The sequence below is a fragment of the Thiolapillus sp. genome, assembly GCF_048562965.1.
Classification (GTDB): Bacteria; Pseudomonadota; Gammaproteobacteria; order Chromatiales; family Chromatiaceae; genus Thiolapillus; species Thiolapillus brandeum_A.
In genome coordinates, this window is the sequence record NZ_JBHNMF010000052.1 from 1 (window position 1) to 13,029 (window position 13,029).

Below are 13,029 nucleotides of genomic sequence, written 5' to 3' on the forward strand. Positions count from 1 at the left end.
CTGGTGCAATTTCCGGGTTAAATCCGATTCGTTAACAGTTGTGTGTCTTCCTGTCGCGGTTCTTCACTGGCGGTCTGCTGATGTGGACAGCTATTGACTGGGGTCAATACTTTTTAATTAGACTAAATCTATAATTAACCTATCTCCTTACAGGGTAATTGTAGGGAGAGGGTGGGCAGATATCCCGGTGTACCCGGTGACCGTCATGCCTGATAGCAAAAATGATCCTCAGGGAAACTCTGAACATTCGTATCGTCAGTTTCTGCGATGCGGACTTGTTGCTCAGAGCGTCCTTAGCAGCATATAGGTGGTAAAAAAATGAAGAACAGCAGTAGTGTCATTTCGATGTTGGCGGCCGGTGTAGGGCTGTTATCCGCATCTGTGGGGGCGCAAGAGCCCATACAGGTGCTCCAGCCAGTTCAGAACGTCAACCTTGCGCAGGTAGAACTGGGCAAGAAGTTGTATTTCGACCCCCGGTTGTCCAAGTCGGGCTTTATCTCGTGTAACTCCTGTCACAACCTCAGTATGGGCGGGACGGACAATCTCAAGACATCCATCGGGCACAAATGGGCGCAGGGTCCCATCAATGCACCCACCGTGCTCAATTCCAGTCGGAACCTGGCGCAGTTCTGGGATGGTCGGGCCAAAGACCTGAAAGAGCAGGCGGGCGGGCCAATCGCAAATCCCGGTGAGATGGCGTCGAATCATACGCTCGCCGTGGAAGTGCTGAAGTCGATTCCCGGCTATGTTCGTGAATTCAAACTGGTGTTTGGAACCGGCAAGGTGACAATCGATGAAGTCACGCAAGCCATTGCCGAATTTGAGAAAACCCTGGTAACCCCCAATTCGCGATTCGATCAGTGGCTGCTGGGAAAGAAGGATGTCCTGACCCGGAAAGAACTGGCCGGATATGAGCTGTTCAAGAGCAGCGGCTGTTCGGGCTGCCACAATGGTCCGGCGGTGGGTGGCAATTCCTTTCAGAAGATGGGGCTGGTAGAGCCATACAAGACTAGCAGCAAGGCGGAAGGGCTGGTGGCGGTCAGCGGAAAGGATGCGGATCGCTTCAAGTTCAAGGTGCCCACATTGCGCAATGTGGAACTGACCTATCCGTATTTCCACGATGGCGAGGCTGAAACCCTGACGGAGGCCGTGGACATCATGGGGCGTCTGCAACTCGGCCGCAAGTTCAGTGAAGCGGAAAATGCGCAGATCGTTGCTTTTCTCAAGACACTGACGGGTGAGCAGCCTTCATTCCAGCTGCCGATCCTTCCCCCGTCAACGGAGGCAACTCCCAGACCCAAGCCTTTCGAGTAACCGCACCACAGGTTGAGGATGCTCCGGCAGGGGCCGGAGCATCCCGTTCAGTTCAGGGATTATTTCCCCCTTTACAGGCGTCAAGATCCTTCAACACGCCGTTTTCTATGCTGTAGATCCAGCCATGAACGGTAAGTTCTTTGCCCTGCTTCCAGGTGTTTTGCACAATGGTGGTGTTGCAGATGTTCCTCACCTGTTCTTTCACATTGAGCTCACAGAGCAAATCCAGCTGCTGCTCATGGTCGAGGCCTTCGAATTCATGGGCGTTGAAGCGAATGACATCCTTGATGTGCCTCAGCCAGTTGTCGATGAGTCCGTGCTCCTGATTCTCCAGTGCGGCCTTGATTCCGCCGCAGCCATAGTGCCCGCACACGATAATGTGTTTGACCCTTAGAATTTCCACGGCGAACTGTATGACGGACATGCAGTTCAGGTCGGTATGCACGACGACATTGGCGATGTTGCGATGTACGAATACCTCGCCGGGCTGCAGATCGATGATCTGATTGGCAGGCACGCGACTGTCCGAGCAGCCGATCCACAGATACTCCGGTGCCTGCTGCTTGGACAGCTTGCTGAAGAAGTCCGGATCCTTTTCCTTGATGGAATTGGCCCAGATCCTGTTGTTCTCTATCAGATGTTCCAGTGTCTTCAAGGGCTGGTTCAAACCTCGTGTTTGTCGATGCTCATGGGATTCTGGGATGTATTGGTAACCTAGTCTGAGTGTACCAGAGCTGTCAGCACATGATCTTCCCATCGACCTGAAATTTTTAGGATGGTTTGGCCTGTCTGCAGCGTTGGTGTGTCGTGCATGATGCGCTTCACCTGCCGGATTATTCCTGCTTGCCGTACAGGCTGGCATACAGGCCGTCTTCTTCGATAAGCTCGGCATGGCTGCCCTGTTCGACAATGCGCCCGTCTTCGAATACCAGCACCCGGTCGGCCTGTTTCACCGCGCTGAGACGATGGGCAATGATCAGGGTGGTACGTTTCTGCAGGAATTCCGCCAGTCGCTGGTGCAGGCGGGTTTCCGTGTTGGTATCCAGGGCAGAGGTGGCCTCGTCCAGGATGACCACCTTGGGTTTTCTGAGTATCATGCGCGCCACGGCCAGGCGCTGGCGCTGGCCACCTGAAAGCCGTACACCGTCTCTCCCGATACGGGTTTCGAGCTGCTCCGGCAACGCTTCGACAACGGCTTTCAGCTGGGCGATGTCCAGGGCCTGCCAGATATCCTCGTCGCTGATGCCGGCGCCCAGGGTGATGTTCATGCGCACCGTATCGTTGAGCAGCGCGGGGTGCTGCAGCACCGTTGCCACATTGTCGCGCACCACGTCCAGGCCGATCCGGTTCACGGGCACTTCATCGAAGCAGACACAACCGTGCCTGGGCAGATACAGTCCCAGTACGATTTTTACCAGGGTGCTCTTGCCGCCGCCGCTGGCGCCCACCAGAGCGACTTTTTCGCCGGCAGCGATGTTCAGGTTCACGTCCCGCAGAATGGGCGGGCCTTCGCCATAGGAAAAGCCGATGTCGCGCATCTGAATGGATACGGTTTCCCGCCCGGCAAAAGGATCCTGTTCATGGGGATAGTTCGGTTCCAGCTTTACATCCACCAGTTCGTTGATGCGCCCCAGGGCGGCGCGGGCGGCGTGATAGGCGTACTGGATATTCAGCAGTTCCTGCACCGGTCCCATCATGAACCACAGGTAGGCGAACACGGCCAGCATTTCGCCGATGCTCAGATCGGAATAGAGCACCATGAACATGCTGACGGTGCGGAATACATCGAAGCCGAACAGGAACACCATGAACGATAGGCGCGTGGCCGCATCGCTCTTCCAGGCGAAACTGGCGGAACTGCTGCGGATACGGTCCGCCTTGTCGATGATACGCCGGATATAGTGGCGTTCACGGTTGCTGGCGCGGATCTGCTCGATGGCGTCCAGGGTTTCCGCCAGTGCTTCCTGAAAAGCCTGGTAGGCACGGTTCTCGCGGCCCTTGAGTTCCTTGACCTTGCGTCCGAACAGGGTGGTCACGTACACCACCAGGGGATTGAGCAAAAGGATGAACAGCGCCAGTTGCCAGTGCATCCACAGCAGTACCCCTGCCGTGCCGATGACCGTGAGCAGGGCGACAATGAACTTGCTTGTCGAATGGCTGACGAACTGGTCCACGGCATCCAGATCCGTGATCAGGTGGGACGCCACAGTGGAACTGCCCAGCACCTCGTATTCCGCCATGGAAAAGTGCTGCAGCCGCTGCAGCAGATCCCGGCGGATGCGGAAGATCACGTCTTTGGAGATACGGGTGAACTCACGTACCTGCCAGACGCTGAAAATCAGCGCCAGGACACGCAGGATCAGGGTCAGAAACAGCACCGCCAGAATGTAGAGAGCCGGTCCCTGCCAGCTTTCCGGAAACAGCCGGTGGCTCCAGCCGACCAGGGTGCCGGGTTTGTTCAGCAACACTTCGTCCACCAGCAGGGGCATCAGCAGGGGAACAGGCACGGAAACCAGTGCACCGAGGATGGCAATGATATTGGCGGTGATCAGTTCCCTGCGGTGAGAGAGCACCATGCGTACCATTTCACCCCAGGAATAGGGTGTGGAACGCACGGCAGGGACTGCTGAGGGTTTATTCATCGGGTGATTCTATCAACTTTTGCTAAAATACTGACTTTCGATTGACACGCAGGCACCGGCAGGGCCAGGAAGAACGCAGCACATGCGCACATTGGTTTTTCTGTTTCTCATTGGCGTAGCCGTGGCGGTGCCGGCAGCCGTGGAGCTGCAGGGCAGTTTCACCCAGGGTGGGGTGGTTTTTGGCAAGACGGAACCCGGCGCACGCGTGTTTCAGGATGGTGAAGAGCTGCCGGTATCTCCACAGGGCGATTTTGTCATCGGTTTCTCCCGTGAGGCCAAAGAGCGTTCTGAACTGGTCATCGAGCTGCCGGATGGCGGCAGGGAGCGGCGGGAGCTGAAGGTATCCAGGCGAGACTATGACATACAGCGTATCGATGGCCTGCCCGAGCGCAAGGTAACCCCGAAAGAAGAAGATCAGGCCCGTATCCGGGCCGATCAGGCGGCGGTAAAGAAGGCGCGTGCCAGGCTGGATCAGAGAATTGACTTTTTACAAGGTTTTATGTGGCCCGCAAGGGGTAGAATAACCGGCGTTTATGGCAGTCAGCGCATACTCAACGGCAAACCCAAATGGCCTCACTATGGTGTGGACATCGCCGGACCGGTGGGTAAGCCGGTGCGCGCGCCCGCCGCGGGCATCGTCACCCTGGTTCATCCGGACATGTTTTATTCCGGTGCCACCCTGATCATGGATCACGGACATGGGTTATCATCTACTTTTCTGCATTTGCACAAGATCCTTGTTCGTGAGGGGAAGAGGGTGGAAAAAGGCCAGATCGTGGCTCAGATGGGCGCCAGTGGCCGGGTGACCGGTCCGCATCTGGACTGGCGCATGAATTTACGCGGTAAACGGGTGGATCCACAGCTCCTGGTGGGTCCGATGAAATCTGAATAGAACCGGAAAACATGATGAACAAGACCCTGATAGCTTCTCTGTTGGTGCTGGCCTCCCAGCTCGTGATGGCCGATGATCTGCTGGAAGTCTACAAGATGGCCGTGGAGAAAGACCCGGTACTCCGGGAAGCTGCCGCCGTGCGCGAATCGCGTCGCGAATCACGCCCCCTGGCGCTGTCGCAACTGCTGCCCAATGTCAGTGTCAGCGGCGATATGAACTACAACAATACCAAGACACATTCCCTGGGTGATGAAAGCTTCGGTACCAGCAGTCTGGGCATCAATCTGCTGCAGCCGATCTATCGCCGTGACCGCTTCATCCGCCTCGAACAGGCCGACTGGCAACTGGAACTGGCGGATGCCGAATACCGCGCCAAGGAACAGGACCTGATGCTGCGGGTAGCGACGGCCTATTTCAATATTCTGTCTGCCCAGGAAGGCGTGACTTTCGTACAGGCTGACAAGAAAGCCATTGCACGCCAGCTCGAACAGGCCAAGCAGCGTTTCGAAGTGGGCCTGATTGCCATTACCGGCGTGCACGAGGCCCAGGCGCGCTATGACCAGGCGGTCACCGACGAGATCGTGGCGCAGAATGAACTGGACAATGCCTGGGAAGATCTGCGACAGATTCTGGGTGTGCGCCCCGAGAAGCTGGCCCAGCTCAAAGCAAAGCTCGCCCTGGAGCCACCGGTTCCCGCAGCCATCGATGAGTGGAGTGCCTTCGGCCTGGAGAACAACCCCGCTGTGAAGGTGGCCTCCGATGCCACGCAGATCGCCCAGCGGGAGATCGAGGTGCAGAATTCCGGTCACTATCCCAGTCTCGATCTGGTGGGGCGTTACAGTACCTTCGGCACCAACCAGGACAACCGTTTCGATGTGGACAACGGCAATGTGGGTCTGCAGCTGAATATTCCACTGTATGCCGGCGGTGGGGTGACCGCCGCCACACGCCAGGCGAGAGCAGATCTCATTGCTGCTCAGGAACGTCTCGATCAGGCCCGCCGTTCCACGGACAAGGCCGTGCGCAATGCCTATCGTGGCGTACAGGCCAGCATCAGCGCTGTCAGGGCGCTGGAAGCTGCCATCGTGTCCACAAAGAGTGCGCTGGAGGCCACCACTGCAGGTTTTGAAGTCGGCACCCGCACCCTGGTGGACGTGCTGAACTCCCAGCGGGACTACTACCGTTCGCGGCGGGACTATGCCCGGGCACGCTATGTGTACCTGGTGAACATGCTGCGTCTGCGTCAGGCGGCCGGCGTGCTGGCGGTCGAGGATATCGAGAAGGTCAATACCCTGCTGGTGGAAAAATAATGTCCGGTAACAGTATCGGAAAGCTTTTCACCGTTACCAGTTTCGGCGAGAGCCATGGTCTGGCCATCGGCTGTATCGTGGACGGCTGTCCGCCAGGCATGGAAATGAGCGAAGCCGATCTGCAACCCGACCTGGAACGCCGCCGGCCGGGCAAGACCCGCCACACCACCCAGCGCCGGGAGATGGACGAGGTGCAGATCCTTTCCGGGGTGTTCGAGGGCAAGACCACGGGCACGCCCATCGGCCTGCTCATTCACAATACCGATCAGCGCTCCAAGGACTACTCAGATATCGCTGCCAGCTTTCGGCCCGGTCACGCGGACTATACCTACCTGCAGAAATACGGTATCCGCGACTATCGCGGCGGAGGCCGTTCCTCGGCGCGGGAAACCGCAATGCGCGTGGCTGCGGGCGCCATTGCCAAGAAATACCTGCGCGAGCGCTATGGTGTGAACGTGCGGGGCTATCTGTCCGCTCTGGGAGAAAACCGTCCCGAGGCTTTTTCCTGGGCTGGCATTGAAGACAATCCCTTCTTCTGGCCGGATGCCGGCCAGATCGATACGCTGGAAGCCTACATGGATGCCCTGCGCAAGGAAGGCAACTCCGTGGGGGCGGAAGTGACCGTGGTGGCTGAAGGGGCGCCGCCGGGCTGGGGTGAGCCGGTGTTCGACCGGCTGGACGCAGATATTGCCCATGCGCTCATGGGCATCAATGCCGCCAAGGGCGTAGAGATCGGCGCAGGCTTTCGATCCGTTGCGCAGAAAGGTACCGAACACCGTGACGAGATGACACCAGAGGGTTTTCTCGGCAACAATGCCGGCGGCGTACTCGGCGGCATCTCTTCCGGCCAGGACATCGTTGCCAGAGTCGCGTTCAAGCCAACTTCCAGCATCCGGCTGGGCGGCAGAACCATCGACACTCACGGAAAAGCCAGCGAAGTGATCACCAAGGGGCGTCACGATCCCTGTGTGGGCATTCGCGCGGTGCCCATCGCCGAAGCCATGCTGGCCATCGTGCTGCTGGATCATGCGCTCAGACACCGTGCCCAGAACGGGGATGTGACACCACCGGTACCGGTCGTTCCCGCCACTCCCTGATATCGCCTGATGCCTTACTGGCGGCTGTCGGCCTTTTACTTTTTCTACTTTGCCGCCCTGGGCACCCTGATGCCCTACTGGGGACTGTACCTGCAGTCCCTGGGGTTCGATGCCTTTGCCATCGGTTCCCTCATGTCCATTCTCATGGCGACCAAGATCGTTGCACCCAACGTCTGGGGCTGGCTGGGGGACCACCTGGGGCATCGCATGGTCATCGTGCGTCTGGCATCCCTGCTGTCCCTGCTGGCATTTCTGGCCATGCCCGGTACAACGGGATTCGTGCAGATCGCACTGATCATGACCCTGTACAGCTTTTTCTGGAATGCCTCCCTGCCTCAGTTCGAAGCCGTGATCTTCAACTACCTGGGCAAGCATGTGGAGCGTTACTCTCGTCTGCGATTGTGGGGTTCCGTGGGGTTCATCGTTACGGTGGTGCTGGTGGGCCGACTGGTGGACAGCCGGGGTACGGGCGTGGTTCTCACCGCACTGCTGGTGGTCTTTGCCGGCATCTTTCTGTCCAGCCTGCTGGTAAAAGACCGGCCCGGTTCGTCTGATCAGGAAGAACAGCCTTCCATCTGGATCGTGCTGAAGACACCCCGGGTGATGGCTTTTTTTGCCGCCGTGTTTCTCATGCAGATGAGTCACGGTCCCTACTATGCTTTCTATTCGATCTATCTGCAGGATTTCGGCTACAGCAAGAGCAGTATTGGGGTGCTGTGGAGTATCGGCGTGCTTGCAGAAGTGCTGCTGTTCGTGTTCATGCACCGTATCATGAGCCGTTATTCTGCGGCCCTGATCCTGCTGGTCAGCCTGGTGCTCGCGTCCCTGCGCTGGCTGCTCATCGGCTGGTTTCCCGAGGTGCTGAGCCTGCTGGTGCTGTCCCAGGTATTGCATGCTGCCAGTTTCGGCAGTTTTCACGCGGCGGCCATCCATCTCGTGCATGGCTATTTCCGTGGCCGTCACCAGGGCCGGGGACAGGCTCTGTACAGCAGCCTGAGCTTTGGTGCCGGTGGTGCGCTGGGCACCTTTGCCAGCGGTATATTGTGGGAACAGTGGGGTGCGCCTTTCGCTTATACTATGGCATCCGCCGTCGCCCTGCTGGGCGCATGGTGCGTGTGGCATTTCATTCCCACTTCAACCACAGAAGAAAAACGATTGTGAAAAGACTGCGTAGACTGCTGTTGCCCGTTCTCATCATTGCGGCTGCCATAGCCGTGTTCATGATGCTCAAGGCCACCAAACCTCAGAGCAAGGATGTGGGCATCCAGGAAAAGGCCTGGCCGGTTGCCGCGGTACCTGTGAAAACCGGAGCCTGGCCTACCAATATCCTGCTCTACGGTTCTGTCGATGCGCTTCATTACTCGGTGCTCACCGCTGCACTGCCTGCGGACGTGAAGCGTGTACCGGTCATCGAGGGCAGTCAGGTCAGGAAAGGAGACCTGCTGGTGGAACTGGATGATCAGGATGCCCGCCTGGATCTGGTGCAGCGGGAAGCCGATGTGGCCAAGGCACAGGCAGCTATCGCCGTTCAGGAATCCCGTCACCAGGCGGATCTGGAGGCACTGCCCAATGAACGCCGCCTGTACAAGCTGGTGCAGGCGGAAGTCAACCGCCTGGTGGACCTGAAGAAAAAGCAGGTGAGCTCCCAGTCGGCCCTGGACACGGCAAGACAGAATGCCGCCCGCCAGTCCATCAGTATTGCCCGTATCGAAGAAAGTATCCGCACTCACGACAGCAAGATGCTGGAACTGCAGGCGGCGCTGGAGCGTGCCCAGGCAGCCCTGGAAAAATCCCGCCGGCAGCTCGAGCGCACACGGGTCAGGGCGCCCTTCGACGGCCGGGTTGTCAAGGTGCTGGTAGCCCGCGGGCATCGCGTGAACGTGGGCGCCCATCTGCTGGAAATGTTCGAGAACACCAGTCTCATGTTCCGTGCCATGTTGCCGGCGGTGTATGTGCCCCAGGTGCGCAAGGCGCTCTCGGAAGACAAGGCACTGGCAGTGGAGGGCAAAGTCGATGGCAATGAAGTGAAAGGTCATCTCATTTCCCTGGGGGCGGAAGTGCGCCAGGGTAGTGGCGGCGTGGAGGCGCTGTTCCTCATCGATTCAGGCTGGAACTGGCTGCAGAAAGGCCGTGTGATGCGGTTGCGGCTCACCCTGCCGAAACAGGCCGATGTCATGCCCGTGCCTTTCGAGGCCCTGTACGGTTCGGACAAGATCTATGCCATCGATGACGAGCAGCGCTTGCGTCCGGTAACGGTCGAACGCGTGGGCGAAGTGTGGCTGAACGGCAAGAACCAGGTGCTGATCCGCTCCCCGGAACTGAAACCCGGTCAGAAGCTGCTGATAACCCAGCTGCCCAATGCCGTGGAAAGCCTGCTGGTCGAGGTCGTTTCGGGTGACTGAGGGTTTCCATCACAAGGACGACATCATCGGTATTTTCGCCCGCCATCCGGTAGCGGCGAACCTGGTGATGATCATCATGCTGTTGTCCGGCGCCCTGGCGCTGTCGTCCCTCAACACCCAGTTCTTTCCCACCTTCGATATCCAGGTGGTGACGGTGCGCGTGGTGTGGCCGGGTGCTACTGCGGAAGACGTGGAAAAGTCCATCACCATTCCCCTGGAGCAGGAGCTGCGCTCGGTGGAAGGACTGGACAAGATCACCTCCACCTCGGCCCAGGGCGTGGGGGTGGTGATCCTGGAGTTTCCCGAAGGCACGGATATGGGTGATGCCACGGACAGAGTGGATGCACGGGTAAAGGCGGTGCGCAACCTGCCGCAGGATGCGCGCACCCCCCAGGTCAGTCATGTGATCAACTTCGAGCCCATTGCCCGCATGCTGATACACGGACCGTCGGATCTGCGTGAGTTGCGAAAACTGGCCTACCGCTTCGAGGAAGAACTGCTGCAGCGTGGCGTGGCCAAGGTGGACATCAACGGACTCCCGGAAGAGGAGATAGCCGTACAGCTGCCCCAGCGGCAGCTGCAGGCACTGAACATGTCACTCGCGGATATCGGTCGCCGCATCAATGAGATTTCACGGGATCTGCCCGCGGGTCAGATCGGCAAGCGGGATGTTGCCAGGGAGCTGCGCACCCTGAGCCAGCAACGTGATACCAGAGGCTTCGAGGAATTGCCGCTGGTGGCCAATCTCAAGGGCGACTACGTGCGCCTGGGCGATGTGGCGAAGGTGGAGCGCCGCTCCAAACCGAACCAGATTACCATTACCTACCAGGGCAAGCCGGCTGTCGAACTGCGGGCCCAGCGTGCGACAACGGGGGACACGCTGAAATCTGCCAGCATACTGGAGAAATGGCTGGAAGAAACCCGGGCTGAACTTCCGGAAGGGATAAAGATCACCGTCTATGATGAAAGCTGGCTGCTGATCCGGGACCGCATCAACCTGCTGCTGAAAAACGGTCTCAGCGGCCTGGTGCTGGTGATCGCCATCCTGTTCCTGTTCCTCAATGCCAGAGTGGCTGGCTGGGTGACCCTGGGTATTCCGGTGTCTTTCATGGCGACCCTGGCACTGGTGTGGCTGGCAGGAGGCAGTATCAACATGATCTCCCTGTTTGCCCTGATCATGGCGCTGGGGATCATCGTCGATGATGCCATCGTGGTGGGTGAGGATGCCCTGTCACATTACCAGAAAGGGGAAAACTCCCTGGAAGCGGCGGAAGGGGGAGCGCGGCGTATGCTGGCGCCCGTGCTGTCATCTTCCCTGACCACCATAGCGGCTTTCATTCCCCTCATGATGGTGTCCGGCATCATCGGCACCATACTCTTCGATATTCCCTTCGTGGTGATCTGCGTCATTGCCGCTTCCCTGATGGAAAGTTTCCTGGTGTTGCCGGGGCATCTGCGCCACAGCTTTCACAAGGCTCATCACAAGGAACCCAGCAGACTGCGCAAGCGGCTGGATGCGGCCTTCGAGCATTTTCGCAATTACCGCTTCCGGCCGCTGGTGAAAGCCGCAGTATCGCGGCCGGGGGTCACCATCGCTTCTGCGGTGGCCGCCCTGATCATGACCGTGGGACTGCTGGCAGGCGGGCGTATTGGCTTTACCTTTTTTCCGACAGTCGAAGGCAACGTGATCTACGCCAGCGCCAGCTTTGTTTCAGGCACGCCACCCGAACGGGTGGACGCCTTTATCGGCAAGGTGGAACAGGCGCTGTACGATGCGGAAGAGGCGCTGGGCGGCGGGCTGGTGCGCATGGCAAAGGTGTCTCATGGCATTGGAATCTTCTCCAATGCCCGGTCTGGCCGGGCTGGAGAGCAGTTTGCGACCATAACGGCCGAGCTGGTGTCTTCCGATGAGCGTACGGTACGCAACCAGGCCTTCCTCGATGAATGGCGCAAGCACTTCGAGGATGCTCCCGGACTGGAGAAGATGACGCTCACGTCGAGGAAAGGCGGCGGCCCGCCAGGCAGGGATCTGGAGATCAAGCTCACCGGCCCGGACATACAGAAGCTAAAGCAGGCGGCGCTTGCCATCACCACGGTGCTCGAGGGCATGGATGGTGTGACGGGTATCGAGGATGACATGCCCTACGGCCATCAGCAGCTGATCTACACGCTGACGCCCATGGGACGCGCCCAGGGATTGACGGAACTGGAAGTGGCGCGTCAGCTGGGTGATGCACTCAATGGCAACCTCAGCCAGATCTTCATCGACGGGCGGGACGAACTGGAAGTGCGGGTGATGCTGCCCGACGAGCAGCGCTATCATCTTTCCACCCTCGATTCCCTGAATCTGCGCCTTCCCGGGGGCGGGCAGATGCCTCTGACCAGCGCACTGGACCTGAGCGAGCGCCAGGGTTTCGAGATTCTGCGTCACTATGACGGCCAGCTCTCCGCCACGGTATTTGCCGATGTGGATACTACCAGGAACAATGCCAATGATATCCGTGACCAGCTGAAAAAGGACCTGTTTTCCGAGGTCTACCGGAAATGGGGGGTACACATGAGTTATACCGGCAAGGCGGAAGACCAGAAGGAAACCCTGGCGGACATGAAAAAGGGCGCAATGTTTGCCCTGGCCATGATCTATATCGTGCTGGCCTGGGTGTTCGGTTCCTATGGCTGGCCGCTGGTGGTGATGAGCATCATTCCTTTCGGCATTGTTGGTGCCATCGTCGGTCACTGGGTGATGGGTATCGAGCTGACCATCCTGTCCATGTTCGGTATCTTTGGCCTTTCGGGGATCGTGGTGAACGATTCCATCATCCTGGTGGTGTTCTACAAACAGTTGCGGGAGCAGGGCATGGAAGTGGACAAGGCCATTGTCGAGGCGGCCTGTCAGCGTCTGCGGGCGGTGCTGCTGACTTCACTGACCACCATAGCCGGACTCACGCCGCTGCTGTTCGAGACCTCCCTGCAGGCGCAGTTCCTCATTCCCATGGCGGTGTCCATTTCTTTCGGGCTGGCTTTTGCTACCTTCCTGGTACTGTTGCTGGTTCCCTCCCTGCTGACCCTGCATGAAGGATTTGCCGAACGCCGCAAACAGCGCCAGGGAGAATGGGCTGCCCGGCCGGGTTGACGGGGCGGCGTTCCTTCAAGCAGCGGGACAGACGCAGTTTGGTCAGAGTGTCTTTCTGATTTTTTCGAAGCCTTCCTTTAGTTCTTCGGCTGCGAGTTTCAGGGCCGTTTTTACGTCGTCTGCCGCTGCCAGCCATGGAGAGCGAAGCGAAGGCTGGTAGACCCCAGTAGCCGCGAGGCCGCACTGTTTTCCCGGCGTGCCTTGCGCCAGAGGGAAAACAAAGTAGGCCTCCGAACGCG

General features: G+C 58.7%; 10 protein-coding genes. 7 read left to right on the forward strand and 3 right to left on the reverse strand.

What is annotated here, in order from left to right:
• Positions 1-318: 318 nt before the first annotated feature.
• On the forward strand, positions 319-1,314 hold the full coding sequence (locus ACOCD2_RS04955) for a cytochrome-c peroxidase (protein WP_305800172.1): 996 nt from the start codon (positions 319-321) through the stop codon (positions 1,312-1,314).
• A gap of 52 nt (positions 1,315-1,366) precedes the next feature.
• Here ACOCD2_RS04955 and can read toward each other — a convergent pair whose 3' ends face one another.
• Both can and ACOCD2_RS04965 read right to left on the reverse strand, forming a co-directional pair.
• Positions 1,367-1,969, reverse strand: coding sequence for a carbonate dehydratase (gene can, locus ACOCD2_RS04960; RefSeq protein WP_293645288.1), 603 nt, complete (start codon positions 1,967-1,969; stop codon positions 1,367-1,369).
• A gap of 178 nt (positions 1,970-2,147) precedes the next feature.
• Entirely contained in the window at positions 2,148-3,956 is a 1,809-nt protein-coding gene (locus tag ACOCD2_RS04965; protein ID WP_293645286.1) for an ABC transporter ATP-binding protein, read from the reverse strand.
• Positions 3,957-4,038: 82 nt separating this feature from the next.
• Here ACOCD2_RS04965 and ACOCD2_RS04970 point away from each other — a divergent pair, with 82 nt between their 5' ends.
• The 6 genes from ACOCD2_RS04970 to ACOCD2_RS04995 are packed head-to-tail and all read left to right on the forward strand — an operon-like array spanning position 4,039 to position 12,790.
• A complete protein-coding gene (locus ACOCD2_RS04970) occupies positions 4,039-4,848 on the forward strand; it encodes a M23 family metallopeptidase (RefSeq protein ID WP_293645284.1) in 810 nt (269 codons plus the stop codon).
• 14 nt (positions 4,849-4,862) lie between these two features.
• A complete protein-coding gene (locus ACOCD2_RS04975) occupies positions 4,863-6,158 on the forward strand; it encodes a TolC family outer membrane protein (protein WP_293645282.1) in 1,296 nt (431 codons plus the stop codon).
• Entirely contained in the window at positions 6,158-7,255 is a 1,098-nt protein-coding gene (gene aroC, locus ACOCD2_RS04980) for a chorismate synthase (protein ID WP_293645280.1), read from the forward strand. The genes ACOCD2_RS04975 and aroC overlap by 1 nt, the downstream gene beginning before the upstream one ends.
• A gap of 9 nt (positions 7,256-7,264) precedes the next feature.
• Positions 7,265-8,416: an MFS transporter gene (locus tag ACOCD2_RS04985; RefSeq protein ID WP_293645278.1), complete on the forward strand. Its 1,152-nt coding sequence runs from the start codon at positions 7,265-7,267 to the stop codon at positions 8,414-8,416.
• Entirely contained in the window at positions 8,413-9,657 is a 1,245-nt protein-coding gene (locus ACOCD2_RS04990) for an efflux RND transporter periplasmic adaptor subunit (protein ID WP_293645276.1), read from the forward strand. The genes ACOCD2_RS04985 and ACOCD2_RS04990 overlap by 4 nt, the downstream gene beginning before the upstream one ends.
• On the forward strand, positions 9,650-12,790 hold the full coding sequence (locus ACOCD2_RS04995; protein WP_293645274.1) for an efflux RND transporter permease subunit: 3,141 nt from the start codon (positions 9,650-9,652) through the stop codon (positions 12,788-12,790). The genes ACOCD2_RS04990 and ACOCD2_RS04995 overlap by 8 nt, the downstream gene beginning before the upstream one ends.
• A gap of 42 nt (positions 12,791-12,832) precedes the next feature.
• Here ACOCD2_RS04995 and ACOCD2_RS05000 read toward each other — a convergent pair.
• The coding region (locus ACOCD2_RS05000) for a hypothetical protein (RefSeq protein WP_293645272.1) at positions 12,833-13,029 on the reverse strand (197 nt) is incomplete at its 5' end.